Annotated in this window: 21 protein-coding genes; 9 read left to right on the top strand and 12 right to left on the bottom strand. The window is 40.1% G+C overall.

Features of this window, described 5'->3' with window-relative positions:
• Window positions 1–879, bottom strand: coding sequence for a helix-turn-helix domain-containing protein (locus tag ACQ2HE_RS01605; RefSeq protein WP_430895189.1), 879 nt, complete (start codon window positions 877–879; stop codon window positions 1–3).
• A gap of 218 nt (window positions 880–1,097) precedes the next feature.
• On the opposite strand from ACQ2HE_RS01605, the gene ACQ2HE_RS01600 reads away from it, so the two are divergent.
• From ACQ2HE_RS01600 to ACQ2HE_RS01565, 8 genes are all read left to right on the top strand, one after another.
• The gene (locus ACQ2HE_RS01600; protein WP_430895191.1) at window positions 1,098–4,259 is read left to right on the top strand and encodes a SusC/RagA family TonB-linked outer membrane protein; all 3,162 of its coding nucleotides are present in this window, start codon (window positions 1,098–1,100) and stop codon (window positions 4,257–4,259) included.
• Window positions 4,260–4,284: 25 nt separating this feature from the next.
• Complete coding sequence (locus ACQ2HE_RS01595) at window positions 4,285–5,853, top strand: RagB/SusD family nutrient uptake outer membrane protein (RefSeq protein ID WP_430895193.1); 1,569 nt, start codon at window positions 4,285–4,287, stop codon at window positions 5,851–5,853.
• Between the two features lie 31 nt (window positions 5,854–5,884).
• Window positions 5,885–6,922: an IPT/TIG domain-containing protein gene (locus tag ACQ2HE_RS01590; RefSeq protein WP_430895195.1), complete on the top strand. Its 1,038-nt coding sequence runs from the start codon at window positions 5,885–5,887 to the stop codon at window positions 6,920–6,922.
• Window positions 6,923–7,174: 252 nt separating this feature from the next.
• Window positions 7,175–9,004 carry a sodium:solute symporter family protein gene (locus tag ACQ2HE_RS01585; RefSeq protein ID WP_430895197.1) on the top strand — a complete coding sequence of 610 codons (1,830 nt, stop codon included), beginning with the start codon at window positions 7,175–7,177 and terminating at the stop codon, window positions 9,002–9,004.
• A gap of 19 nt (window positions 9,005–9,023) precedes the next feature.
• Entirely contained in the window at window positions 9,024–10,235 is a 1,212-nt protein-coding gene (locus tag ACQ2HE_RS01580) for a glycoside hydrolase family 130 protein (RefSeq protein WP_430895199.1), read from the top strand.
• Window positions 10,232–11,965, top strand: coding sequence for an alpha-L-arabinofuranosidase (locus tag ACQ2HE_RS01575; RefSeq protein ID WP_430895201.1), 1,734 nt, complete (start codon window positions 10,232–10,234; stop codon window positions 11,963–11,965). Before ACQ2HE_RS01580 ends, ACQ2HE_RS01575 begins: the two co-directional genes overlap by 4 nt.
• 159 nt (window positions 11,966–12,124) lie before the next feature.
• Window positions 12,125–13,252 carry a glycoside hydrolase family 26 protein gene (locus tag ACQ2HE_RS01570; protein ID WP_430895203.1) on the top strand — a complete coding sequence of 376 codons (1,128 nt, stop codon included), beginning with the start codon at window positions 12,125–12,127 and terminating at the stop codon, window positions 13,250–13,252.
• Window positions 13,249–14,196 (top strand): glycoside hydrolase family 5 protein, encoded by a 948-nt coding sequence (locus tag ACQ2HE_RS01565; protein ID WP_430895206.1) that lies wholly within the window; start codon window positions 13,249–13,251, stop codon window positions 14,194–14,196. The genes ACQ2HE_RS01570 and ACQ2HE_RS01565 overlap by 4 nt, the downstream gene beginning before the upstream one ends.
• 419 nt (window positions 14,197–14,615) lie before the next feature.
• Here ACQ2HE_RS01565 and ACQ2HE_RS01560 read toward each other — a convergent pair whose 3' ends face one another.
• Window positions 14,616–15,551: a LysR substrate-binding domain-containing protein gene (locus ACQ2HE_RS01560; RefSeq protein ID WP_430895208.1), complete on the bottom strand. Its 936-nt coding sequence runs from the start codon at window positions 15,549–15,551 to the stop codon at window positions 14,616–14,618.
• 114 nt (window positions 15,552–15,665) lie between these two features.
• Between ACQ2HE_RS01560 and katG the strand changes: the two genes are divergently transcribed.
• Window positions 15,666–17,885, top strand: coding sequence for a catalase/peroxidase HPI (katG, locus tag ACQ2HE_RS01555; RefSeq protein WP_430895210.1), 2,220 nt, complete (start codon window positions 15,666–15,668; stop codon window positions 17,883–17,885).
• Window positions 17,886–18,067: 182 nt separating this feature from the next.
• Here the strand turns inward: katG and ACQ2HE_RS01550 are convergent, their stop codons facing one another.
• The 10 genes from ACQ2HE_RS01550 to ACQ2HE_RS01505 form a co-directional block, all read right to left on the bottom strand.
• Window positions 18,068–18,448, bottom strand: a complete 381-nt coding sequence (locus ACQ2HE_RS01550; RefSeq protein ID WP_430895212.1) for a GxxExxY protein — start codon at window positions 18,446–18,448, stop codon at window positions 18,068–18,070.
• Window positions 18,449–18,541: 93 nt separating this feature from the next.
• Window positions 18,542–20,287, bottom strand: a complete 1,746-nt coding sequence (locus tag ACQ2HE_RS01545; protein ID WP_430895214.1) for an OmpA family protein — start codon at window positions 20,285–20,287, stop codon at window positions 18,542–18,544.
• Between the two features lie 167 nt (window positions 20,288–20,454).
• On the bottom strand, window positions 20,455–20,853 hold the full coding sequence (locus ACQ2HE_RS01540) for a hypothetical protein (protein WP_430895216.1): 399 nt from the start codon (window positions 20,851–20,853) through the stop codon (window positions 20,455–20,457).
• Between the two features lies 1 nt (window position 20,854).
• Complete coding sequence (locus ACQ2HE_RS01535; protein WP_430895218.1) at window positions 20,855–21,565, bottom strand: phytanoyl-CoA dioxygenase family protein; 711 nt, start codon at window positions 21,563–21,565, stop codon at window positions 20,855–20,857.
• Window positions 21,565–21,939 carry a hypothetical protein gene (locus tag ACQ2HE_RS01530; RefSeq protein WP_430895220.1) on the bottom strand — a complete coding sequence of 125 codons (375 nt, stop codon included), beginning with the start codon at window positions 21,937–21,939 and terminating at the stop codon, window positions 21,565–21,567. The genes ACQ2HE_RS01535 and ACQ2HE_RS01530 overlap by 1 nt, the downstream gene beginning before the upstream one ends.
• 2 nt (window positions 21,940–21,941) lie before the next feature.
• Window positions 21,942–22,448, bottom strand: coding sequence for a hypothetical protein (locus tag ACQ2HE_RS01525; protein WP_430895222.1), 507 nt, complete (start codon window positions 22,446–22,448; stop codon window positions 21,942–21,944).
• A 64-nt stretch (window positions 22,449–22,512) separates the two neighbouring features.
• A complete protein-coding gene (locus tag ACQ2HE_RS01520) occupies window positions 22,513–22,977 on the bottom strand; it encodes a hypothetical protein (RefSeq protein ID WP_430895224.1) in 465 nt (154 codons plus the stop codon).
• 109 nt (window positions 22,978–23,086) lie between these two features.
• Window positions 23,087–24,166 carry an N-acetylglucosamine-6-phosphate deacetylase gene (gene nagA, locus ACQ2HE_RS01515; RefSeq protein WP_430895226.1) on the bottom strand — a complete coding sequence of 360 codons (1,080 nt, stop codon included), beginning with the start codon at window positions 24,164–24,166 and terminating at the stop codon, window positions 23,087–23,089.
• A gap of 12 nt (window positions 24,167–24,178) precedes the next feature.
• Entirely contained in the window at window positions 24,179–24,973 is a 795-nt protein-coding gene (locus tag ACQ2HE_RS01510) for an amidohydrolase (RefSeq protein WP_430895228.1), read from the bottom strand.
• 103 nt (window positions 24,974–25,076) lie between these two features.
• Window positions 25,077–26,573: a S41 family peptidase gene (locus ACQ2HE_RS01505; protein ID WP_430895230.1), complete on the bottom strand. Its 1,497-nt coding sequence runs from the start codon at window positions 26,571–26,573 to the stop codon at window positions 25,077–25,079.
• Window positions 26,574–26,580: the final 7 nt, after the last annotated feature.

Raw genomic sequence — 26,580 nt, 5'->3', positions numbered from 1 at the left:
TTATACAAAAATGCGGTTTCCGTAATTATAGTTTTCTCGGAACTCTTTTGGAGTACAATTTTTCTTCTTTTTAAAAATGCGATTGAAGTTAGAGATGTTATTGAAACCGCAGTTATAGGCTATTTCAGCTATTGAATGCGTTGTATCAATGAGTTGCCTACTGGCGTGCCCTAACCTCAGTTCCAATAAAGCATTTATATAAGAATTGCCCGTTCTCTTTCGGTAAAATCTACTGAATGCAACCGGAGTCATGTTTACCAGTGCAGCACATTCTTCCAAACTAATATTGCGAGAAAAGTGTTGATTCATGTGTTCAATAACTCTTTCTATACGCCTACTGTTATAAGAATGCTCCGGACCGCTGTAAGAGTGATTGCTCAGGGTGAGCATGTTTCTAGAAACCGAAAGTTCATGCAGAATGGAAAGTAGTTCCAACACAGAATCGAAGCCTTGCTTTTGGCTCAGTATTTTCAATTTTGGTTTTACTTGCTCAATAGTTTCTTTAGAAAACAAAATGCCTTTTGAAGAAAGCTCGAACATTTTACGAATCAAACTCATTTGATTTCTTCTCAAAAACTTTTCATCAAGTAAATCTTTGTGAAATTGAATGGTAATCTCTCTTATCTCTTCGCTCTTGCATTTATGCGTTTGCCAAACATGGGGCAAATTTGATCCTACTAAAACCAGTTCTAGTTCGTCAATTTCTGCAATGTGATCGCCAATGATCCTTTTAGCACCCTTGGCGTTGTCGATGAAATTTAGCTCCAATTCTTCATGGGAATGAAGCGGAAAGTCAAACTCCTTCTTGGTTCTAGTAAAAATAGTGAAGCAATCGCTGCTGGTTAACGGAGTAATTTCCCGGAGGATGTTTGCTTGCATACTATTGAGAATTGATGATTATGGTACTATATATAGGCTAAAATAATATTATTAGTTAATATAAATCTAAAGAATTTTAAGCTTTATAGTGCCCTGTTAAAAGACCTTTCAAAGATGTTTGCGATATATCAAGTGCTTGAAGTATAAAATAAGGATAAAATAGTATTATAATTCAATTTAGATTCTAAGCTAGTTTTACTTCAAATTATACTTGCTGTATGAAGAAAACGCGAACACTGCTTCGTGCATCCACTTTACTAATTGTGGGTGTACTGCTTTCCCTCTCGCTCTGGGCGCAAACCAAAACCGTATCCGGTGTGGTTTCCGATCAAACAGGAGCTCCCTTGGCAAACGCCAATATCAAAGTAAAAAATGGTAAAACAGGGGTGGTAACCGATAATAACGGGGCCTTTAAAATCAACGTTCCTGCCAATGCCACTACTCTGGTAGTAAGTTATGTTGGTGCTAAACCCAAAGATGTTTCCATTATTGGCTTAACCAATGTACTGGTAACACTCGATGTTGCTGAAACACGCTTGAACGATGTGGTGGTTATTGGTTACGGACAAACGAAGAGAGCAGATGTGAGTTCTGCGATTTCTTCAGTAAAAGGAAAAGACTTGAAGGACCTTCCTGTTGCCGGTATCGACCAAGCCATCCAAGGTAAAGTGGCCGGAGTTACTGTAATCAATAACAGTGGTCAGCCGGGTGGTGGAGTTTCCTTGCGCGTGCGCGGTGTTACTACCATTAACTCTAACGACCCCTTGATTGTGGTAGACGGAGTTATCTTCAACTCTAATACTAAAAGCAGCGCCGGTTATGCCGGGTTGGGTGGTTCCGATGGTCAAACCGGAAACAGCTTTCTTGCTACTTTAAACCCAAATGATATTGAGTCGATCGATATCTTAAAAGATGCTTCTGCCCAAGCGATCTACGGATCACAAGCCGCAAACGGCGTTATCTTGATTACAACAAAAAAGGGTAAATCGGGCGAAGGAAAAGTAAACTATGAAATGTATGTAGGTAATCAACAAGTTCAAAAGAAGTTAGACTTGATGAACCTTCGTGAATTTGCGAAATATCAAAATGAAGTAGCACCCATCATCGGCTTTACTCCGAGCGCTGAATTAGCGGACCCATCTAAGCTAGGTCCGGGTACCGATTGGCAAGATGCGATGTTTCGTACGGGAACAGTTCAGAGTCATCAGTTGAGTTTCTCCGGTGGCAAAGACAAAACGAATTACTATATATCAGCCAATTACTTTACTCAAAAAGGTATTTTGATTGGATCTGATTTCAAACGTTATTCTACTCGTTTCAGTCTCGATCATCAGATCAAGAATTATTTGAAAATTGGAATGAGCTCAAATGCTTCTCGAAGCATTCAGAATGTAACCTTGGCTGATGCTGCAGAGGGTACGATTTGGTGGGGAGCTGTTCAAAGCCCATTGATCCCCGTAAAAAATTTGGATGGATCTTGGGGAGGCGGCGGCCAATCCGTTGGTGGCTTCCAGTATAGTCAAGACAACCCCATTGCGCGTAGTTACTATCGTGGCAACCAAAGTACCAGTACCAACTTTTTCGGTAATATCTATGCAGAAATTGAATTCTTAAAGGGTTTGACTTTGAGAAATGAATTTGCGTATTCAATCAGCAACTACAATAACCTCGCTAGTCAGAAATCGGCAAGCTTCGGAAATACAAGTTTGAGGAGTCAGCTATTTGATTACCGCGGCAATGGGTACTATTATGCTATTCGAAACTTTTTGAACTATTATAAGAATATTGGAAAGCATGCGGTATCAGGTACACTCGGACATGAAGCACAGTACAATTACTGGGAAAGTCTGAATGGCAAAAAAGTAGATCTTCAAAACAATATCCTTGACCTCAATACCGGTAGTAGCGACCGCACCACATGGGAATTAGGTGGAGGTAAAAATGACGGTAGTCTAGAATCCTATTTCGCTCGTGGTACCTATACTTACGATAATAGATATGCGCTAAATGTAAGTGTTCGTAGAGACGGTTCGTCTCGTTTCTTCGGAAAAAATAAATGGGGCAACTTCCCCGGAGCCAGCGTTGCTTGGACAGTAAGCAATGAAAAATTTGCGGAAGCCATGAAGAAATACGTTGGCTTTATGAAAGTTCGTGTTGGTTATGGTGTGGTAGGTAATTCAAACATGCCTAATGGTGCTCCCAATCCGCCGTATACTTCGGTGGTTTCATTCTGGCCCGGCCCAGTTGGTTTCGGTACTTCAAACTACCTCTATGGCGTAGCCAATCCAAACTTAACTTGGGAATCTGTTGAAACAAAAAATGCCGGTATCGACGCAACCTTCTTCAATGGTATTGTTGACCTGAGTTTTGACGTCTACAAGAAAACAACCACACAAATGTTGTTGATTGGTACGGGTCCACGCTTAATTGGAGTAGGTGATCAGTGGGACGACTTAAAAGGTCCGGTTATCAATTCGGGTAGAATGTCTAATACAGGTTTTGATGTTACCATCAATACTAATAACATTAAGAAAAAGAACTTTACTTGGAAAACCAATATTATCTATTCTCAATTCACGAACAAATTGGAAAAAGTAGCCGGTGATTTGGCGGCACTTTACGGCCGTGTTTATTACGACAACTATTTGATCACACGTACCGTTCCCGGTTATGCAGTAGGTTCATTCTTTGGATTGAAGACTGATGGCTTGTTTAGAAGTCAAGCCGACTTGAACAATAGCTTGCCTCAATTCGGTTATCCTGTAGATCAAACGCATACTTGGTTGGGCGATGTTCGCTTCAAGGATGTAGGTGGCCCGAATGGTAAACCCGATGGAGTAATTGATGAAAACGATATCACTTTTATCGGCAGCCCATTACCGAAGTTTACTTATGGCATTACTAACACGTTCCAGTATAAGGAATTTGACTTCTCTTTCTTCTTGCAAGGAAGCTATGGTGCTAAAATTTTCAACTTCCTCCGTTGGCAGTTGGAGAAAATGGACAATCCATTCTACAATCAGTTGAAGTCAGTGTCTGATCGTTATACTGATAACAATACAAAAGGATCATTGCCCCGCTTTACCAATACCAACGTAAACAACGTTTACATGTCTGACAGATATGTTGAAGATGGATCGTATATCCGTATTCAGAACGTATCGTTGGGATATCGTATTCCTGCTAAATATTTGGCAAAAGCAAAAATTAGCAGTGCTCGTGTATACGTAACTGTTCAGAACTTGAAAACATTTACCAAGTACAGTGGATACGATCCTGAAGTGGGTGTGTTCAATAACAACATTCGCTTGATGAACGTAGATGCGGGTCACTATCCTAACCCACGTTCTTTCACCATGGGAATCAATCTAGAATTATAAACTACTAACGATTAAACTGATTAATATGAATTCAATGTTTAAAAGAGCTGCAGCAATCAGTGCAATAACAGTTAGTCTGTTTTCCTGTAGCAAGTCTTTTCTCGATAAGCCTGCTTTAGACAGCACTACGCTCGATAACTATTACAATACAGCCGCAGAAGTTCGTGGCCTAACCAGTACTTTGTATGGACTTCCATGGAGTGGCTATGAAAACCGCGCTATGGATGCTATTGGCGATGTAATGGCCGGAAACGAATATACCGGTGGTGGCGACGATCCCCCCTTCATCAATTTCTCCTTTGCTTCAACCTCAGTAAGAATTGCTGACGCATGGAAAGTGTTTTATAAAATTGGTGGTTGGACCAGCGAATACATGAATGCATTGGAATTGAAAAAAGCAAAAGGTGGTGACGCTAGCTTTTTGGACCCAGCCATTGCAGAATGTCATTTCTTCAAAGGAACTGTGTATTTCTATATTGCTCGCATTTGGGGTGACGCTCCAATTGTAAACAATCCAGGTGGAACCATCTTGTCGGGTAATTTCAATATTCCGCGTTACATCAAAAAAGATGTACTGCAATTTGCTTTGAATGAACTTCGAATGGCGGAAGCCGGATTGCCTGAGTCTGATATTCCTGGTCGCGTTACTAAATATGCCGCAAAGGGGATGATGGCTAAAATTTATTTGTACCGTAAAGACTACGACAGTGCTAAATCAAAAGCATTGGAAGTAATAAACTCGGGTAAATATGATTTGATGACCGACTATGGAGGCATGTTCAACTCAAGTGCAAACAACAACAACAAAGAAGCACTTTTTTCTATCCAACATCAGTTAACGGGAAATCCTTGGGGTTCGGGCAATCAAAAGAATCCGGATCGTGGCCCCGCAAACCTGCAAACAGCAGAAGCTAGCATGTGGGAATTGTATACGCCTTCAAGAGATATGATCGCTGCTTACGAGTCGGGAGATATCAGAAGAAAGGGCTCAATGATGGAACACGGATGGAGCAAGCCTGAATGGAAACCGAAAAATGGTAACGCAGTATACAATGCCTTTATGGCGAATGGTTACAAGTATGACACCCTGCAAGCAGTAGGGGATGGTGGCCAGAAAAATTCTGTTCGAGCCAATATCGCAAAATATGTAGTAGGACCAGGAAGTGCTTATGGCGGCGAAACTGTGCTTGGTATGAATACGGGTATAAACACCATGATGCTTCGCTACGCTGATGTATTGTTGATTTATGCAGAAGCCGTTCTAGGTACCAACGCTTCAACATCAGATGCAGCGGCTTTGTCTGCGTTCAATAAAGTAAGACAAAGAGCAATGTTAGCTCCAAAAACATCCATTACACTTGCTGATATTATGCATGAACGTCGCGTAGAATTTGCTTTTGAAGGAGATTATTGGTTTGATATTCAACGCCAAGGTTTTGCGAAAGCCAAACAAATTATCGAAGCTCAGAACAGAGGAACGGCTGATTTCCCCAACTACGTAACCTTCACTGAGAATTACATGCACTTGCCCATTCCGGCCGGTGAAGTTTTACAGGACCCGGAATTAGCAAAACCTGCTATTCCTTACTATTAATTGATTGCTGTTATCATTGAAAAAAAATAACATGAAAAAAATACTTATAAAGCTCGTACAGCCTCTATTTATTTTATCAGTACTTGCCGCTTTTACCTTCGTTTCGTGTAAAAAAGACGGCGATGGTAGTCCTGATGTAAGTGTTGGTAATATGTCATCAGGAACAATAGACCCAGGTTCTGCTGCCGGAGGTCAGGTGGTGACCCTGAATGGAAAAGGCATCGGACAAATTAGAAGCATTGTGTTTGATAAGAACAATGTGCCGGCTTCGTTCATGCCAACTCTGAATACTGATTCAGCATTGATTTTTAGAGTGCCGGATACTGCTTTTGGCGGACCTCAAAATGTAATCTTCACCAATGCCGCTGGAAAAACCTTAACTGTTCCATTTTCTGTAATTGCCTTACCCAATATCACAACAGCTTTCCCTACAGATTTTCAGTCCAACTCAACAGTTACATTAACCGGTAACAACCTGGACGACGTAACGGCAGTGGTTTTTGATGGTACGAGCACAGCGTGTACCATTGTTTCAAAATCCAGAAAGCAATTGGTATTAAAGATGCCTTTAACCACTCTTTCAAGAGGGAAGTTAAAAGTAACCAACGCATCGGGTGAGCGTGTAACAGATATGGAATTTGTAAATGTAAATGCTGCAAAAACAGTATTTAGCGATCAACTCGACAATGGATTTGAGAACTGGGGCTGGGGAGGAAATTATGCCGCTTCTACTGATGATAAAATTACCGGTACCAGTGCCATGAAAGCAGCGTATGATGCAACAGGTTCTTGGGGCGGTATGCAATTAGGCAATGGTGGTAGTATTGATATTACAGGCTATAAAACATTTTCATTCTGGGCAAAAGGTGCAGATGTTGATAAGAACTTCCAATTCTGGATTAATTGGGGAAATCAAAAAGTAATTACAATTCCTGCTAACAAATGGACCTATTTCAAATTTGATTTGGTTACGAACTATCCTGGTGTTACATCTGTAAACAACGTAACCTTCCAAATTTTTGAGGATGGTAAGACTGTTTACTTTGATAATATCATGTTCGCAAAATAGAAACTGTTTAAAAAGGGCGCTTCACTTCTTGTTGAAGCGACCAAACTTTTGAAACATAAATTATTAACAAGGTTTATCTGCATATCATAAAGTTATTCAGTAAAGCAAGAAGTTCTTTAAGATTTTTGGGTCAATAATGGTTGGTTTGTTTTAAAAAACAAAACAGTGGTCAAACCATAAAGTGCAGGCTGATTCTTCAGCCTGCATCTAGTTTTTTTTGTATCTTGTTGCACTGCTATTACAAACCTTCCAATGAAACTAACTATCTACGATACACTCATAATACTATTCTATTTGATTAGTATGGTGATGTTGGGTTGGTTTCTCCGTAAAAAAGCCCGTCAGAACAAAGAATCGTATCTGATGGGGGGTAAAAAGCTTCCATGGTACATGCTCGGTTTAAGCGATGCGTCTGATATGTTCGATATCAGTGGCACGATGTGGATGGTAGCCCTCTGTTTTGTTTATGGTTTAAAAAGTATCTGGATACCTTGGCTTTGGCCGGTATTCAATCAGGTCTATAATATGATGTACATCGGAAAATGGCTTCGTCGTTCGAATGCCAATACCGGTGCTGCATGGTTAGAAACTCGCTTCGGTTCGGTTGGAAAAGGAGTGCAAGGCTCACATAGTATTATTGTAGCTTTTGCTTTGATCGGCTGTTTGGGTTTTCTAGCTTATGGATTTATAGGACTTGGAAAGTTCATTGAAATATTTGTTCCCTGGGAGTATGTTAAAGGATATGTGCCTTTCGATGTATCGCCTAACTATGTAGCGCATTTCTACGGAATTGTATTTACGCTGTTTGCGATGTTTTATTCCATATTAGGTGGAATGCACAGCATTGTAATTGGTGATGTTATTAAGTATGCTATTATGACCATTGGTTGTATTGCAATTGCCGTGATAGCCATGACGCATTTAAAAGACCAACCACTTCAGGTGCCTTCCGGTTGGAAAGACCCTTTTTTTGGGTGGAATCTGAACTTGAATTGGTCGGGTATTATTGAAGAAGCCAATAAGAAAATTGCAGACGATGGTTTTGATTTGTTTGGGTTGCTTTTTATGATGATGTTGTTTAAAGGAAGCTTTGCTGCCGCGGGTGGCCCTCCACCAACGTACGACATGCAGAAGATTCTCTCCACAAGATCGCCAAAAGAAGCTTCTAAAATGACGGGCTTTGTTTCAATTGTACTGCTGCCTATTCGTTACTTAATGGTAATTGGCTTAACTGTATTGGGATTGTTGTATTACCATTCTTTGAATCTTAGCGACGGTAATGGTCAAGTTGATTTTGAACGAGTACTACCTGCAGCAATTAACAATTTTCTTCCCGCCGGAATTTTAGGTTTGGTGCTCACCGGGCTCTTAGGTGCTTTCATGGGCACTTTTTCCGGTACGTTGAATGCAGCACAGGCCTATATAGTAAATGATATTTATCTCAAGTACTTCGCAAAAAATCCTTCTGATAAGAAAATCATTACTGTTAATTATTTAGTAGGAATCATAGTAGTAGCTCTAGGTATTCTAATAGGACTTTTCGCGAAAGATGTAAACAGTATTATACAATGGATTGTATCCGGTTTGTATGGTGGATACATTGCAGCGAATGTGTTGAAATGGTACTGGTGGCGCTTCAATGCAAACGGATTTTTTATAGGAATGCTAACAGGTACTATTGGAGCGCTTGTGTTTTCTCGTTTTTTCTCCGGTATCGAGTTTCTCTATTATTTTCCTGTACTGTTCCTTATCTCGCTTTTTGCAAGTATTGTTGGAACCTATACAGCGCCTCCAACAGAAGAAGCGGTGCTTCATAAATTTTATACAACCGTAAAGCCATGGGGCTGCTGGAAACCGGTGCTAAAAAAAGTTCAAGACAAAGATCCCCAATTCAAGCCCAATACTAACATGCTACTCGATCTATTCAACGTTGCTTTAGGAATTATTGGGCAACTCTGTATGACCATTCTGCCGATGTATCTGGTATTATCAATGCATCTTCCTCTTTTTATTACGCTTGCCATACTGGTGGTAATCGTTCTGATCCTGAAACGCACCTGGTGGGACAAATTAGAAGATTGATTTTAACGAAAAAGTATTCATGCAACAACAGTTCCAGCAGCGCTGGCAGGTTCTCAAAAGAGACCACGAAGCGTTATTGTGCAAACAAAATAAAAAAGAAGAATCCGGGAACGGAATTTTTCATCGATACATACATCCGGTGCTTACATCGGAGCATACGCCTTTGTTTTGGCGTTACGATTTGAATCAAAATTCAAATCCATTTTTGATTCAACGCTTCGGAATCAACTCAGTACTTAATGCAGGTGCTATTAAATGGAATAACAAGTATATTTTAATGGCCCGTGTTGAAGGAGCTGATAGAAAATCATTTTTTGCAATTGCTGAAAGCGAAAATGGTATTGACGGGTTTCAGTTCTGGGACTACCCCGTTCAAATTCCTTCACTAGAAAGCGAAACAAATATCTACGATATTCGATTGGTTGAGCATGAGGACGGATGGATCTATGGCATCTTTTGTTCAGAATCAAAAGATCCGGATGCGCCCGCCGGTGATCAGTCGGCTGCCATTGCTCAGTGTGGAATTGCAAGAACTAAAGATTTAGTAGAATGGGAACGTCTTCCCAATTTAAAAACAAATTCTCCCCAACAACGAAACGTAGTGCTTCATCCTGAATATGTTGAAGGGAAGTATGCATTTTATACCCGCCCTCAAGATAATTTTATTGAGGCCGGAACCAAAGGTGGCATCGGATTTGGGCTTAGTAATAGCATTGATCCGGCAATTGTATTATCAGAAAAAGTGATTGACCCTAAGCAGTACCATACGGTATCTGAGATGAAAAACGGCTTGGGCCCAGCTCCCATAAAAACCAATAAGGGCTGGCTTCACTTAGCCCATGGAGTTAGAAATACGGCCGCCGGTTTAAGATATGTATTGTACTTGTTTATTACAGATCTTAGAGATCCCTCAAAAGTGATTTACAAACCCGCGGGTTATTTTTTAGCACCTGTTGGAATGGAGCGAATTGGCGACGTAAGTAATGTGGTATTTTCAAATGGTTGGATTGTAGATGAAGATGAAACGGTATTCATTTATTATGCGTCATCTGATACAAGAATTCATGTAGCCACTAGCACAATAGAAAAATTACTGGATTACTGTATGAATACAGAGCCTGATGGATTGAATTCACATGCTTCTGTTCAACGATTGATAAAACTAATTGATCAAAACAAAGCAGCTTTAAAATACAACAGCGAGTTTTCGCTTCTTAAAACGAACTTATGAAAAAAGCAATTTCTGTATTTATGATTGTGACACTTGTCGGATTCTTTTCTTGTAAAAAATCCACAACAGGTGGCGGTGGAGGAGGAGGAACAACTGAAGATACAACCACAGTGCAACCACAAGTAGATCCAGCTACCGCCAATACAATCGGTTTTTTTCTCGACGATTGGCAAGCGAAAAGTTTTACAGCACCCTCAGGTTTTCAACCTAGTTCTGTTCCTGCCGCCGCAGGCGTAACAGTTACCGTTGATAGAAGTGTGGTGATCACTAAAATTCCTCGCTCTTTGGCAAGCGACAATTCGAATTTGTGGATGGGCCAAATTGTAACGGAGTCTAGTTTGATGGATCATATTACAACACTTCATCCTCATATCATTCGTTTTCCGGGGGGTAGTATTAGCGATGTTTTCTTCTGGAATGCGCTGAAAGATCAAAAACCAGCAGACGCCCCCGATCAATTGGTGCAAGACAATGGTACCAGCACAGCCGCAGGTTATTGGTATGGTAAGAATGCAGAAAACTGGACCTTCTCTGTAGAGAACTATTACAATATGCTACAGCAAACCGGAAATGCAGGTATGATTGTAGTAAACTATGGCTATGCTCGTTACGGAACAGGCCCAAACCCTGCGGCGGCGGCAGCTCATCTGGCAGCCGATTGGGTGAGATTTGATAATGGTAGAACCAAGTACTGGGAAATTGGAAATGAAAATTACGGAAACTGGGAAGCCGGTTATCGAATCAATACCGCGAATAATAAGGATGGCCAACCTGAATTCCTGACTGGTCAATTATACGGGCAGCACTTCAAAATTTTTGCTGATTCAATGAGAAAAGCTGCCAATGAAATCGGGAAAACCATTTATTTAGGTGCTGTTACTTCTGAATCGGCACCACAAACTTGGTGGTCCAATACAGCTAAAGGTTGGAACAGTGGTCTTTTTACTGCCGCGGGAAATTCCCCCGATTTTCATATCGTACACAACTACTATACACCCTTTCAAACCAATGCCGATGCTGATGTTATCTTGAATACTCCGATCACTGAAACAGCAACAATGACCGATTATGTGAAGGCTCAGATCACCGGCGCGGGTCTAACACAAAAACCCATTGCTATGACGGAGTGGAATATCACCAGTCAAGGTCAAATGCAACAAGTATCGAATGTAAATGGCTTACATGCAGTAATGGTGATTGGAGAAAGCTTGAAGAATAAATTGGGAATGACCGCTCGTTGGGATATGGCCAACGGCTGGTCTAATGGTAATGATCATGGCTTGTTTAATCAGGGTGATGAACCGGATGGTGTTCCGAAATGGAATCCACGCCCTGCCTATTACCACATGTACTTCTTCAAAAAATACCTCGGCGATCGATTGGTAAGTTCTACTTCAAGCAATGCAAATGTGATAAGCTATGCTTCCTCTTTTACTTCAGGCGAAACAGGTGTGGCCTTGGTAAACAAAGGCTCAACCGCTGCAACCGTTGAAGTGAACATCAAGAACTTTAAGAAAGGAAGCAAATTTTATTTTTATACACTTACAGGAGGTACCGATAATGGCTCTTTCTCAAGAAAGGTATTGGTGAATGGAGCTACTACCACCTATGCTGCTGGTGGCCCGGCAAACTATAAAGATATTTTGCCGTATTCTGCATCTACAAACAGCGGAATTCGATTGAGCATTCCTGCACGCTCTGCCGTATATTTGGTAGTAACCAAGCAATAAAATGAATCGTAATATGAAATAAAGCAAGCATTGTTATTCGCAAATGGCGCTTGCTTTTCTTTTCTAGAAAAAATAAAAGAAGCAAACTGTTGAAGAGCCCTTATTTGCATTTGAATTCATTTGTGAGGTTCGTTTATAAACCGTAAAAGCCATGAACAAATGAAGAATGGATATTGCTTAGGATTCTTTCTGTTGCTCTTTGTTTTCACAAATGCTCAGCTCATTGATCGGGCGGCTACCGATGAAACAGTTGGCTTGTACAACAAGTTGAAGAGTTGGTCAAGCAAAGGTGTGTTGTTCGGTCATCAACATGCACGTGAATACGGACACGGTTGGGAAGATCGGAAGAATACAAGCGATGTTAAGTTGGTAACCGGCTCAAATCCCGCAGTGATTGGTTTCGATTTTATGGTGTTTGATGATAAGGATCCGGATAAAAAAGATCGAGGCATCAAACAAATGCGAAAATTAATGGCCGACACTTATGATAGAGGTGGAGTAGTTACCATTGCGTGGCATGCTGCCAATCCGGTATTGTCCTTGAATGGAACTGATAAAGGAAATGGATTTAATTGGGAAGAAGGGTATTCGAAATTGGCAGTTGCCGAAATACTGCCCGGCGCTCCGTTTAATGTGGTGTTCAAAGCAAAATTGAAGGTGATTGGAGAGTTTGTGAAGTCTGTTAAAGGAAAGGATGGAAAGCCTGTACCCATGATTTTTAGACCCTTTCATGAAATGGATGGCTCTTGGTTTTGGTGGGGGAGAACCCACCGTACTGCTGAAGAGTACAAAGAGCTCTGGAAGTTTACGGTTCAATACCTTAGAGATAGTTTAAATGTGCATCAGTTTATCTATGCCTATTCTCCTGATTGCAGTTTTCAATCGAAACAAGCCTATTTGGAAGATTTTCCCGGAACCGACTTTGTTGATTTGGTAGGTATGGACAACTACAACGATTTGGGCAGATATGGTAAATACGATATTGAAGCTGCCAAGAAGAAGTTGCAGATTTTGGGGGAAGTTGGGAAAGAGTTCAATAAGTTGATTGCACTTACTGAAACCGGGTTAGAATCTATTGTGAAGAACGATTGGTATACCACTGTTTTACTTCCTCTTCTGAAAGACTCAAAATTACCGATCACGTATGTATTGGTATGGAGAAACGATATCTATAGTGCTACACATTTTTATGCGCCCTATCCGGGTCATGCTTCAGTACCCGATTTTATAAAATTCTATAACGATCCTTATACTATATTTGAATCAGACCTAAAACCAGCACAATGAAAAAAGCCTCTCTGATAGCCATAGCGATTTTTGCAAGCTTAGTGTCTTTTACGCAAGTAGTGAAGCAAAGCGGCGCACTCAGTGTAAGTGGAACTCAGTTAGTAGACAAAATGGGAAACCCTCTGCAATTGCGTGGTGTGAGTTTCGGTTGGCATAACCTATGGCCACGTTTTTACAATAAAGGAGCAGTGGATTTTTTGGTAGATAATTGGAAGGCGAATGTGATCAGAGCTTCCATGGGTATTGAATTGAATGAATTGGGTTATTTAAAGAATAAAGATACCTCAGAGAAGTGCATGACGGCTGTAATTGATGCTTGCATTAAGAAGGGTGTATATGTGATCATCGACTGGCACGACCATAATATTCATGAGAAAGAGGCCATTGACTTTTTCGATCGCATTTCTAAGAAGTACGGAGGGTATGATAATATTATCTATGAAATTTTCAACGAACCCGATTATGAAACCTGGCCCGAAGTAAAAGCTTACTCCGAAAAGGTAATAGCGGCCATTCGTAAGAATGACCCTGATAATGTGATTTTGGTTGGTTCTCCACGTTGGGATCAAGATGTGCAACTGCCAGCAGCTGATCCCATCAAAGGATATATCAATTTAATGTATACGATGCATTTTTATTCGGGTACTCATAAAAAGTGGTTGCGCGATCGAACTGACGAAGCCATCAAAGCGGGTTTGCCCATTTTTATTTCTGAATGCGCGGGAATGGAAGCAACAGGGGATGGTCCCATTGATCAAGCCAGTTGGAAAGAGTTTTTAGATTGGATGAATGCAAAGGGTTTAAGCTGGGTATGTTGGAGTTTGAGTGATAAAGTTGAAACCTGCTCAATGCTCGTTCCCGGAGCGAATTCAAACGGTAATTGGAAAGAAGGAGAAATTAAGGAGTGGGGGAAGATGGTGAGAAGCGCAATTCAGAGTAATTGATAATTAAGAATTAATAATTAATAATTGGGGCCCCTCTCCAGAGATGAGTTTTCCGGTTGATATTCGATTAATTTCTTTTGCAGGTTAGCCTTTTTGTAAAAGATAATCGAACATGAGAAATCGATAGTCAATCAACTTAACTGCCGGCTGTTTCATTTTTAATTATTTATCTTTATTTATTGGTTTATTATTACCGCAGCGGCGCAGCGAGCGCAACGTTTTCGCAGCGATTTATTCAAACATAGTATCCAGTTGCAGCACTCTCAAATTGTGAAATACACTACTTCTTTTTGTACACTGTTGCTACCGCTGAGAGAGCATAGGGTATTTACAAAGAATTATATCAGTTCTCCAGCTGTTGAATTTTCACTTTATTTTACAGCTACAGACTGCCCCAATTATTAATTATTAATTTTTAATTAATAATTGATCTCCACCACCTTCTTATTCTTCAACTCTCTCATCTCTTTTGGAACAATTGCAAGTATCTCTTCTTTAAGGGTTCGGATTAACTTGGTTTTGATGTGATCGCGATGGGTGACGAGGCTCACCTCGCGGGCTGGGCTGGGTTCCACCAATCGCTTTACCAGCTTCATTTGTTCTTTGGTGAATTCCATAACGGCGAGTTCGGGAAGAATGGTAATGCCGTCACTTTTATCAACCATGCGTTTCAAGGTTTCAATGTTTCCTGTTTCGTATTTGAAATGAAAATCGCTTGTTTTGCGTAGTTCACAAAGGTTTAGAATTTGCGAGCGAAAGCAGTGACCTTCTTCCAACAACCACAATTGATTGGGATCGATCTCATTTGCCAGCAAGTATTTCTTTTGTGATAGAGCGTTTTTCTTCGACACATAAACAAACAATTCTTCATAGAATAATGGATCTTCTTTGATGGAGTTGTCTTTTAACGGTGTAACCACAATACTACAATCAAGCTTGTTGCTCTTCAAATCGTGAATAACATCTTCGGTGATCGATTCTTTGATGATCAAGTTCAACATCGGGTACTTCTCACGAATTCTTTTGTATAACGGGGGAAGGATATATGGTGCTAGGGTGGGAATGATTCCAATTCTCAATTCCCCCGACAGTATCTGTTTCTGATCGTTTACAATTTGCTGAAGCAGTCCCGCTTCGCGAAGAATAACACGAGCCTGAGCGATGATGGTGGTTCCAACTTCTGTGGGAATTACCGGTTGTTTGGTTCGATCAAAAATTTTTACGCCTAACTCATCCTCTAGTTTCTGGATCTGCATACTGAGGGTGGGTTGTGTAACGAAACTGTTTTCGGCCGCCAGAGCAAAATGGCGGTGGGTATCTAGTGAAACGATGTATTCGAGCTGGGTTAAAGTCATAGATGAATTCTATATTATCATAAAGATAATCAATAAATCTTATCAATAGGCTTCCGTACATTTGAGTATCGATACTTTAATAATCATTAAATCAAGCCTAAAACATTGAAAATTATGGAAAACGGAGCATCTCAAGGGAAGTGTCCTTTTACCGGTGCCAGTGCATCAGACATGCCTAAGTTGGCAGCAGGTGCAGGTACTAGTAACCGCGACTGGTGGCCTAATCAACTTAAGTTGAACATCCTTCGTCAACATTCAAGTTTGTCCAACCCAATGGACCCTGAATTCAACTATGCCGAAGAATTCAAAAAGTTGGATTTAGCTGCGGTGAAGAAAGATATTTACGAGTTAATGACCACATCACAAGATTGGTGGCCGGCAGACTATGGTCATTATGGTCCTATGTTTATTCGGATGGCTTGGCACAGTGCCGGTACCTATCGTATTCACGATGGAAGAGGCGGTGCAGGTGCAGGTACACAGCGCTTCGCTCCTTTGAATAGCTGGCCTGATAATACCAACCTCGATAAAGCACGTTTGTTGTTATGGCCAATCAAAAAGAAATACGGAAAAGCTTTGTCATGGGCGGATTTGATGGTGTTAACAGGTAACTGTGCGCTTGAATCAATGGGATTCAAAACATTTGGTTTCGGTGGCGGACGTGAAGATGTGTGGGAACCACAGGAAGATATTTACTGGGGTTCAGAAACAGAATGGTTGGGCGATAAAAGATATACAGGTGACCGTGACTTAGAGAACCCACTTGGAGCCGTTCAAATGGGTTTGATCTATGTGAATCCGGAAGGACCTAACGGCAATCCTGATCCGATTGCTGCGGCTAGAGATATTCGTGAAACATTCAGAAGAATGGCCATGAACGACGAAGAAACCGTTGCCTTAATTGCAGGTGGACATACGTTTGGTAAAACACACGGAGCTGCTGATCCAAGTAAATATGTTGGTCGCGAACCGGCCGGTGCTTCTATCGAGGAAATGAGTTTAGGTTGGAAGAACAGCTTCGGAACAGGTGCAGGTGGAGATACTATCACTAGTGGACTGGAAGGTGCATGGACCACTACTCCAACAAAATGGAGCAATAACTACTTCGAAAACTTGTTTGGGTTTGAGTGGGAATTAACGAAGAGTCCTGCAGGAGCTCACCAATGGAAGCCAAAGAACGGTGGTGGTGCAGGTACAGTACCTGATGCACACGATCCATCGAAGAAGCACGCTCCGTTCATGCTAACTACTGATTTGGCTTTGCGTTTTGATCCGGCGTATGAAAAAATTTCACGTCGTTTCTACGAGAACCCTGATCAATTCGCAGATGCATTTGCACGCGCTTGGTTCAAATTAACGCACAGAGACATGGGACCGAAATTGCGTTATTTGGGTCCTGAAGTTCCAAGTGAAGAATTGATTTGGCAAGATCCGGTTCCTGCTGCAGACTATTCTTTGGCTGATGCAAAAGATATTGAAGCATTGAAGGCTAATATTTTGGCAAGTGGATTAACGGTGTCTGAATTGGTGTCAGCTGCATGGGCTTCCGCTTCTACATTCCGTGGATCAGACAAGCGCGGTGGTGCTAATGGTGCACGTGTACGTTTGGCTCCTCAAAAATACTGGGCAGTAAACAATCCAACTCAGTTGGATAAAGTATTGGATACGTTAACGCGTATTCAAGATGAGTTCAATACCATCAATGCACCGAAGAAAATTTCAATTGCCGACTTAATTGTATTAGCCGGTTCAGCAGCAGTAGAGAAAGCAGCGAAGGATGCAGGTGTTGCAGTGAGCGTTCCATTTACGCCGGGAAGAACCGATGCAACACAAGAGCAAACAGATGTTGAATCGTTTGCAGTATTGGAGCCTGTAGCAGATGGTTTCCGTAATTATATCAAAGGTCGTTCTCACTCAATGCCTGAAGAGTTGTTGATTGACAAAGCGCAGTTAATGACATTAACAGCACCTGAGATGACTGCTTTGATAGGTGGTATGCGTGTGTTGAATACCAATTTCGATGGTTCACAACACGGGGTGTTTACAAAGACTCCGGGTGTATTAAGCAATGATTATTTTGTGAATTTACTCGACTTTGGAACTACCTGGAAAGCTACTTCCGAATCACAAATGAAGTTCGAAGGTCGCGATCGTAAAACAGGTGAAGTGAAGTGGACAGCTACAAGAGTAGATTTGATTTTTGGTTCTAACTCTGAATTGCGCGCTATTGCTGAAGTATACGGATGTGAAGATGGAAAGCAAAAGTTTGTGAATGACTTTGCTGCAGCGTGGACCAAAGTGATGAATCTAGATCGTTTTGATATCGCTAAATAAGCCTCTGGTTATTAGTATCGTTTACGGGCGGGCCGAGTTTTCGGCTCGCTTCTTTGTGCTAGGATTAGAAGGATTTAGTTGATAGGGAAAGGATTACTTGCTAGGATTAGAAAGATTTAGTTGATAAGTAAAGGATTACCATGGTAGCACTGAAATAAAATCAAGCTAATCATACGAATCCTTTACATCCTAGTTAGCTTATTATTATATACTCTCTTGAACTCAAGACTCTTGGCTCCGAAGTTTATTAATAATCCAAATTCGTTGTTGCCCGATTCAATATAGTTTATCGCTTGGGCGAGATGGTTCGATTCTAGTTGAGGTACCGCTTTAATTTCTAGAGGAATCACCCCCTCTATTAGGAAGTCTACCTTTCTTTTTCCAATACTTCGGCTTTTATAGAACTGGTCAATTTCAGCTTCTCTTTCAAATTTAATATTTCTCAATTCCAACTCAATTGCAAGTGCGCGCTGATAACTGTACTCGGGAAAATATCTTCCAAGCGAGGAATGGACTTCCATACAAGCGCCAATAATATTTCCGGTAAGAGACTCGTTTGTCATTAAAATCAAAATTCTAAAGAAATGAATTCCTAAATTGATTTAGTTATTGATTTTGTTGTAAATGACAAAGAAACTTTGATGTTTGAAAGTGTATTAAGACTTTTTCAATGTACAGTTAGAACAATAAAAAAGTCGAAGTACTTCTTCATCCAGTAGTTGAAAGCTGGCACCTCCTTTATTAGAGCTGTTGAACAATTTACAAAACCGTTCTCGATTCAAACGAATGGCTTCTTTGCACAAGTCCTTGAAAAAGGCTGTTTCATAAGATGAAGGAGTAAAGAAGTCAATATTTATTTTGTAAAAAATTAGATTTTCTGAAGCTCTTTTTTCTCTGATAGCCGGTTCAATGATCTCATTGGCGAAAGAATTGTTTTCATACATCACATAGAATTTCGCTAGTGAGTAAATGTCATTTTCGTTCCATTTATATTTGAGGTAGTAGCTTCTGATTAAGTTAACAATCGAATCTTGTAAATCATATTTTCCATTGATTCTATAAAACCGAGCTAGCAGAATGTTATAATTTATTTTCATTCGCTGCGTAGAGATTTTTTCTTTCTTCATTAAACTAAAACTGTCGAGTGATTTTGCGAGAGTGGCGCTACTGTCATCAAACTCTATCAAATCTTGCACTTTAATGGCCAGGGAATGATAATTGTAGTTTATAATAGTGTCGTTGGGCGACAAGCTGCGTGCTATTTTTAACTCGTTCAATGTTTCTAATTCGCCGGCATATTGCGTTCTTAGTTTCAGGATGGCCTTATCTGATAATAAGGGAGAATAGAACTTAGTTTTAGGAACAGCGATGCTGTCGATCTCGTCAGGATTCAATAAACCATCTTCTATCCGATAGTAGATAGCCTCTAAGCTTGATCTAGCCAGCAACAAGTTGCTGTCAAGTATGGCTTTTCGATAAATTCTAACCAACGAGTCGCTTTGGAGCTTGTCGTATGTTGTTTTGTCTCTCAAGTAGAAGCGAACATCTACTCTTCTGCCATTTTTAAGAATATTCTCTAGGTCTTCCTCTATAGCATAGGCAGCCAGATCATCTTTAACTTCTTTATTTGTTTTGTTAATTAAATCGGTTGCACTTGAAAGATTTAAGGCAGACCGAAATCCATTCCAATCTTCTGCTTCTACTACTGAAGTGTCGGGTAGTCTGGGTAAATACGATTTCAAAAGACTGACAACAGCGTCTTTACGTTGTCTTTGCACGGCTTGGTTGGCCGCTTTTGAGCCGTCGACCGAGCTGTAAGCTTCTATGCTGATGAAGGCAATATTGTCTTTGTTGTCGTTGAGAATTGCAGCAAGTGCAGTTTTATCTTCGTTTTTGATATTGGCTTTTGAAGCGTCAAAATAAAGTGTGTACTTCTTAATAGTGGAATAGGTTTTCTGCGGTCCATCTTCGTTGCTATTACTATCAAAGTCTGTTTTTTTTAGGGTATAGAAACCCATTGGGAGCAAGTCTAGGTTGGATCTTGGGATATCAATAAGATTAGTATAATAGCAAATATTATTACCTTTTAAAAAACACACATTTCCTTCTATTTGATTTTCTCTGATATTTTGAGGAACAGTTCCCATTTCAACAAGCAGTTCCGAAGGCCCTCCTTCGTTTCTTGATAACAATTCGTCTCGACGTAGTACTGAAGAAATGGCGCCTTTCGGTATTTCAGACGGAATGGATGCATCGCAATCAAATTGAGACTTCCGAACGATGTCTATTGCAACGCCATCACTGGCTTCAGAGAAGACCTTTTTAAACCATTCAAGATTGCCGAATGAGAAATAAATTTTATTGTTTTGGATGTGAACTCCAAACAGAACATTTCTTGGCATCTCCCTGAGTTTTCTAGTGAAATCATTGCAAAACCCATCCCCAATTGTATTGCGTAGTTTTGGCGTTTGGCTGATTGCCATGTTCGATAGAAGAAGCAAAAGAATAAGGTAACGCTTTTTCATATTTCTAAGATGCTTTTATGATTTGTTTTCACACTACTTCTTTCTTACGATCTCAGCTCTTGAATCCATCGATGAATTTTTGATCGAAAGAGGGAGTATAAAATACATAGTAGGAAAGGTAGAGCGCTAAGCCAAGCTAAATGGATATAGTGATCATTGAAAGATAGTACAGCCCAAAATACCAATTGAACGATTCCCGTACTAATAGCCCACCAGTATAGGCGATTTCTTCGCTCTTCATTAATTAGGCTTAGAATGAAAAGAATGGTGCATAATAATGAAAGAATGCTCGAAATCAATAGTGGAAACTCGGCGGTATCAAAAATCAATACAGGCAAAAACAATCCCAAAAGTCCGAGCGTGAATATGCCATGACCGGCTCCGATCAGGATGATAAAGGTGCTAAACAAACTAACTCCTACTAGTCTTCTGCTGATTTCCATATCAATTAGTTACCGGGGTTTTCTCCGCCCACTCCAATGATCCGTTCAGTGGTAGATTGTTAAACTCAATATGAATTACCCTTCGGGGCTTTCCCGAATTGTTTTTTGACGATGCATGAAATAGCAAAGGCTTCATCAACATGGCGTCTCCTTTTTTCAAACAACACACTGCGGCTGTATCAAAAGCCGCCTTTAAGCTTTCAGATTTTCTAATTCCTTCCAAGTGACTGCCTTCAATTACTTTTAGTGCTCCATTTCTTTCGTCGGTATCATCTAAATGAATGCGGAGCGTTACTGTGTTCTCCAGAATATGTACTGGTGGTACAACTCCAACTAAGCCTTCTTTGAGGGTCCACATGCCATACCCTTCTGTATCTATTTTTTCGTTCACATGAATTGATATGTCTTGATGAAAAGGCACATACCAGTTCTCTGCTGTGTTCTTATTAAAATACAAGGCTTTTGTAACAAATGCAGGCGTAGAGAAAAACTTCGATACTAATGAAACAATGGAAGGGGTGAGAACTAAACTCTTGAGATTTGGTATTTCTTGGAACAAATTCCGGATTGAGTATTCCTTAGTTTGCTTATTGATAAAATGATCTTCAATTAAAGTACTAATTGAATTCAAATCAATATCTGAGAATAGTTCAGGTAGAAAACAGTATCCCTTTTTATTACACGAGTTAATATATTGTTCAGTGGCTGTCATCAATACTTGATATCAAATAGGTTTAGTACAATTCGAATTAGTTGCTTGATGATATAATATGCAGGAAGTCCAATGATTAGTCCTACTCCTGCACCAATTAAAATAGACTCCATCGTACTACTATGATAAAACCAAGCCAATAGAAAGCCTACGCCACTGCAAATTGAAATAGCAGATGCTAATACTGCCAGTAAGAGTGCGGTATTGAATCCTGATTTCAAAGAGTTTTTATAAAGCCCCACTAGAACGGAAGTTGCAAGTATACCGCTGGTTGTAAGCAATGCAATCACTAGTAGAAAAAACATACCAAAGACAATGGTGGCCAAAAACCCAATTGCCAAACAAAGAAGTATGAATATGAAGAATAATGCCATTACTAACCCATTATTAATTTTATAAATAAGCCTGTTACAAAGGAGCACACTGCTAGTATCATTACTTTGTACCTTGTAATATCAGTTATTTTTAAAAAAATCCAGTTTTTCTTATTCAGCCCAAAAGTAATAGCAGTTACATTTAAACAAAGAACAACTATTACATAGAATAGAGCTGCTGAATTGCCTTGGTATCCATGATTTAAAAAGGGGTTGAGTACCTGAACGCCAAAAATATGAGCTTGACAAAGTATAGCGGCAACGAGTCCAGTGGCTTTGTTAAAGAATAAAAAAACTAGCCATACTAATTGCGAACAATCAATTAGTAGTGCAATGTGATACCAAGAAAAGGTTTTCATGTTTTCTCGATATAACGGGTCAATAAAGAAGGCGTAATAAGATAGAATGATTACAATACCTATTAATGTATAAGCTACTTTGGTTACCGCAAGTGTAGCTGGTGGCTTGAGTGTCTGTCTTGACTCAAATTCGGTTAGAATATCCGTCATTGTGAGATATTAACTCTCAAATATACGGGTTTTCTAGCCTATCTTAGCTAGGTGTGTGATTGCACTAACTGGTGAATTCCAGGTCGCGTTCTTTCAGTTCTTGGAGAATAAATGACTTGCGAGGATATAAGAAAATACTCAACGATAATTGTAAAATAAAAATGATGAGAAATACTTTACTGTAGGTTGCTAAAAATAGAGCCGCAGTCACTAAGAGAGAGAATAAATTCCAAATCGTTCGTTTTTTCGAATAACTAATATAAGCTTCGAACTTCTTGGAGTCGTCTTTGGTTTGAATAATTTTTTCGAGTTCCTTTTTGCTGAATCTTGAATAAAGAAAAGTGGCCGCAAAAAGGATGATGATCATATTGGTATTGTCTAAGAACTGACGTGGCACGTAACCAATCGGATTATTCTTACTATAAAACACATACGCCACCAAGCCGCCGAAAAAAACCGCAGCACCTACATAATAGTAGAAGTATTTCTTTAGCGGTCTTAAATCAAATAGGCGCACATCCAAACCCATACTTGCAAAGTTTGCAACAAAATAGCAAATGAACCTTGTATTTGCAAGCAAGGGACGCCTGCAATGGCTTTTTTAGCTTAGTTTTAATATACTGATGAGTAGTTGTAAATCAAGCAGATAGGTCAAATTTCACTAGTTCCGACTTTACTCCTTTTTCGAAACGTCCCAAGCCCGCTTTGTTAAACAATGAAGCCGGATAGCTGGTAGCCATTCGAAGACTCTCTTCGATGGATATATTCAAGTGTTTGATTCCGTTTTCTACTGATTGTAACATCGTTAATGCTGATCCTGATAAAGTGCCATCGGGTAGGGCATAATGATCACCTTTGAATAAGTGTTTGTAACTGCCTTCCTCGGCATGTGTTACTGCATCGGTAATATAAAACAAGCGATCGCCCATTATCTTTTTAGCAACACGCGCCGCAGCGAAATCAACATGGATTCCATCGCATACTAAGCTGCACTTGACTGTTGGGTGATCGAATAAGGCACCAACTACACCCGGTGCTCTGTGTTGTAAGCCAGACATTGCATTGAACAAATGCGTTCCAACAGGAATTCCATTATTAAATGCTTGTGTTGCTTCTTCATAGCTGGCATTGCTGTGCCCTAGTGAAACCAATACTCCGTTTTTTTGAAGTAATTCAACGATGGTAAAGTCGAAGCATTCAGGCGCCAATGTCATCATTCGAAAAGCCTTACCACCTGCTTCCAATAGCGATAACACTTCTTCAATGGTTGGTTTCTTGATGTATTCCAGAATGTGCGCACCTCTTTTAGCCGGATTTAAGTAAGGACCTTCTAAGTGAAGACCCAATAAGCCTTTTCCGCCTTTCTGCCAATATGCATGTACCGCTTTAAAACCTTCATAAAATATTTTCACATCATTCGTTGCTAATGTAATCAAGAAATGAGTGGCTCCGCCGGCTTTGCAATATTCGTAAGTATGTTCAATGGTTTCAACGGTTGGCTCATCGCTGAACATTTTACCATTGCCGCCATAGATTTGAATGTCAATTAATCCAGGACTAATATATTGTCCATTCAAATCAACAATCGAGTATTCTTCGGGTACTTCATCATCTGAAACAATACCAACAAAAGTTTCATCGTCGGCTATTAATAGTGCTTTGTTGTGATGAAGGGTTAGTCCATCGAAAATAGGTCCGTTTAGATAAGCTGTTGGCATGGCAATCTTTACTTAAAGTAGAATATTAAAATCATCTGCATCTTTCAGAAAGGGAAGTTTTTCTCGAATGCTTGCAAGATGCTCTTTTGTGATGGTTATAGTTTGAACAAATTCTTCTTGAGCTTTTGTATACAATACTTCACCGAGTGGGTCTACCACCATGCTATCGCCACTATGCGCAATGTTGTTTCCGTCTAATCCAACTCGATTTACACCTACCACGTAACATTGATTTTCGATGGCTCTTGCTTGCAGCAGTGTTTTCCAAGCATGGTTTCTACGCTCCGGCCAATTGGCTACATAAATGATTAAGTCGTATTCAGCAGCTTCATCTTCTACTGCTTGTTGACGACTCCATACAGGGAAGCGCAAATCGTAACATACTAAAAGAAGAATTTTCCATCCTTTAACAGAAGCAATGAGGCGTTTATCTCCGCGACTGTAATGTTGGTCTTCATTGGCATATGCAAAAAGATGTCGTTTGTCGTACTGCCCTATTTGTCCATTAGGCAGTACCCAAAGCAAGCGATTGTAATAGTTCCCCTCTTCTTCGATAATGACACTGCCGGTAAGTACAATGCGTTTGCCAGCGGCCATTTTTCTCATCCAGTTAACAGTGGGTCCGTCCATTTTCTCGGCCAGTAGTTTAGGCTTCATGCTAAACCCGGTGGAAAACATCTCCGGGAGTACCACAATTTCAGCCTGTTCTTTTAGTTCAGAAATCAATTGTTCAAAATGAGCAAGATTTGCGTCCTTGTTTTCCCAAACCAAATTGGATTGTAGTAATGTTATTTTGAGAGAAGACATGGTGTGTTTGGTGAGAATGATATGAACAGCAAATTAATCAATAATCAGGGCATTAGAAAAAGAAACTCTGAGAGTAGTGCCTAATACTCTAAAGCCTAAATCCTTAATTCAACTTGTTTCTCTTCGACAATATCAAATTCCTTACAGCATTCACTCTCGGATCACCTGCTTGATGCATTTGAGAGCTATTGAAGGGTACGCTGATATCGGGTACAACACCTTGTCCTAATAATTTTGGATCACTGTCCATTACTAAATGAAATAGCGGAAGTCGAAAATACAGTTTGGAGTTGGGGAGTTTAACATCCGGGATCATCCAAGCGCTGTTTCCATACGCACCACCGCCTGTGGTTTCCCCTATCAATGTAATATTAGATTGGCCTTGAACCTTTCTCGCGAAAATAGTAGTAGCAGAGAAAGAATTTCCTCCAATTAGAATATAAATATTGCCTTTGAAGTGATGTTTTGTTTTAGGATGATAAACATGACGTTCAAAAAATCCGAAATGATATTTTCCGTCTGAAGCTTTGTGTGTGATAAGAAGCAAACCCAAGCGATACCAAAAAAACCTTCTGATATGTTTACTGTATTCACCATTTCTAGCCACAGCATATAAAGTGTCGGCGATTTTGAACGGCTTATCTATTATATACTGAGTAAGCAATGTTGAAAGCCCCGCATCGCCACCTCCATTTGATCGAACGTCAATCACGAGGTCTTGTATGCCTCTTTCATCTAGTACTTTGAATGATTCTTTAAAGAAGGAACGAAGGCTATTGCCTTTTGCAAAACTGTTAATGGTAAGATAACCGGTTTTCAGGCTGGTGTCAATTTGAAGGTTTCTTATTCCGTTTAATGGCGGGAGGTTTCTTTGTCCCGCGCCTGCAGGCGGTCTTCTGTTCTGTGCAACGCCGGTATCCAGTTTCGGATCATACCAAGGAACTTCAACGCGGTGTTCTACTTTGTTTGCGTCCAAATATTGAACCGAGAAGCTTGGTTTCAATCCATATACTTGTTTATATAAGGAGCCGAAGTTCCCTCTAGAGCTCAATTGTTGGTATTTTCCATTTAACGCTGCGCCATCCGTTACCAAATAATGGAAGAATGTATCGATCAATTGCTTCGATGATTTGCCATCAATGGCTGTAATAATGGTTCCTCTTTTGATGTATTTATCTGAACGATGTAGATTGTTCAAAACCACCAAGCTGTCGCCCCATGCTTTAATGCTGAAAGGAAATACAGGTATATTGGCTGTGTCGAGATAATTGCTGTAATTGTTTGAATAACGAATAGCCGTATGGCCACAATGAAGTTTTTCAATTACATAGGTAAGTATCTTTTTGAATTCTACTTCTGTTAACGAATCTTTAAGTTTAGCATGTGCTTCGTTGAAATAGTAATCCATGCTATCTTTTGGAGTAAACCAATAAATGCTGGGATGAAAATTTTCTAAAACACCTCGAAATACTTTGAAATCTTTTTCTAGTTTTTCGGGTGCAATTTTATTGGTGGGGGCATAGGGCAGCATTTTACTGCTGCTGCAAGACTGCAGCAACAATATGCCAATACCTATCCAAAAAGCACGATTCAAGCTCATTAAAAAA

Source organism: Endoryza foliicola (assembly GCF_050589245.1).
Classification (GTDB): Bacteria; Bacteroidota; Bacteroidia; order Chitinophagales; family Chitinophagaceae; genus Endoryza; species Endoryza foliicola.
Note: the sequence above shows the minus strand (reverse complement) of the source record. Positions and strands in the feature narration are given on the sequence as shown.

What these genes read in the sequence shown, in the direction of transcription:
- ACQ2HE_RS01540 (WP_430895216.1), bottom strand. Translation starts at nt 20,853, where the DNA reads ATGGAAATCAGCAGAAGACTAGTAGGAGTTAGTTTGTTTAGCACCTTT.
- ACQ2HE_RS01525 (WP_430895222.1), bottom strand. Translation starts at nt 22,448, where the DNA reads ATGACGGATATTCTAACCGAATTTGAGTCAAGACAGACACTCAAGCCA.
- ACQ2HE_RS01560 (WP_430895208.1), bottom strand. Translation starts at nt 15,551, where the DNA reads ATGACTTTAACCCAGCTCGAATACATCGTTTCACTAGATACCCACCGC.
- ACQ2HE_RS01595 (WP_430895193.1), top strand. Translation starts at nt 4,285, where the DNA reads ATGAATTCAATGTTTAAAAGAGCTGCAGCAATCAGTGCAATAACAGTT.
- ACQ2HE_RS01510 (WP_430895228.1), bottom strand. Translation starts at nt 24,973, where the DNA reads ATGTCTTCTCTCAAAATAACATTACTACAATCCAATTTGGTTTGGGAA.
- ACQ2HE_RS01600 (WP_430895191.1), top strand. Translation starts at nt 1,098, where the DNA reads ATGAAGAAAACGCGAACACTGCTTCGTGCATCCACTTTACTAATTGTG.
- ACQ2HE_RS01570 (WP_430895203.1), top strand. Translation starts at nt 12,125, where the DNA reads ATGAAGAATGGATATTGCTTAGGATTCTTTCTGTTGCTCTTTGTTTTC.
- ACQ2HE_RS01585 (WP_430895197.1), top strand. Translation starts at nt 7,175, where the DNA reads ATGAAACTAACTATCTACGATACACTCATAATACTATTCTATTTGATT.
- ACQ2HE_RS01545 (WP_430895214.1), bottom strand. Translation starts at nt 20,287, where the DNA reads ATGCCAAGAAATGTTCTGTTTGGAGTTCACATCCAAAACAATAAAATT.
- nagA (WP_430895226.1), bottom strand. Translation starts at nt 24,166, where the DNA reads ATGCCAACAGCTTATCTAAACGGACCTATTTTCGATGGACTAACCCTT.
- ACQ2HE_RS01535 (WP_430895218.1), bottom strand. Translation starts at nt 21,565, where the DNA reads ATGACAGCCACTGAACAATATATTAACTCGTGTAATAAAAAGGGATAC.
- katG (WP_430895210.1), top strand. Translation starts at nt 15,666, where the DNA reads ATGGAAAACGGAGCATCTCAAGGGAAGTGTCCTTTTACCGGTGCCAGT.
- ACQ2HE_RS01575 (WP_430895201.1), top strand. Translation starts at nt 10,232, where the DNA reads ATGAAAAAAGCAATTTCTGTATTTATGATTGTGACACTTGTCGGATTC.
- ACQ2HE_RS01520 (WP_430895224.1), bottom strand. Translation starts at nt 22,977, where the DNA reads ATGGGTTTGGATGTGCGCCTATTTGATTTAAGACCGCTAAAGAAATAC.
- ACQ2HE_RS01550 (WP_430895212.1), bottom strand. Translation starts at nt 18,448, where the DNA reads ATGACAAACGAGTCTCTTACCGGAAATATTATTGGCGCTTGTATGGAA.
- ACQ2HE_RS01530 (WP_430895220.1), bottom strand. Translation starts at nt 21,939, where the DNA reads ATGGCATTATTCTTCATATTCATACTTCTTTGTTTGGCAATTGGGTTT.
- ACQ2HE_RS01580 (WP_430895199.1), top strand. Translation starts at nt 9,024, where the DNA reads ATGCAACAACAGTTCCAGCAGCGCTGGCAGGTTCTCAAAAGAGACCAC.
- ACQ2HE_RS01505 (WP_430895230.1), bottom strand. Translation starts at nt 26,573, where the DNA reads ATGAGCTTGAATCGTGCTTTTTGGATAGGTATTGGCATATTGTTGCTG.
- ACQ2HE_RS01565 (WP_430895206.1), top strand. Translation starts at nt 13,249, where the DNA reads ATGAAAAAAGCCTCTCTGATAGCCATAGCGATTTTTGCAAGCTTAGTG.
- ACQ2HE_RS01605 (WP_430895189.1), bottom strand. Translation starts at nt 879, where the DNA reads ATGCAAGCAAACATCCTCCGGGAAATTACTCCGTTAACCAGCAGCGAT.
- ACQ2HE_RS01590 (WP_430895195.1), top strand. Translation starts at nt 5,885, where the DNA reads ATGAAAAAAATACTTATAAAGCTCGTACAGCCTCTATTTATTTTATCA.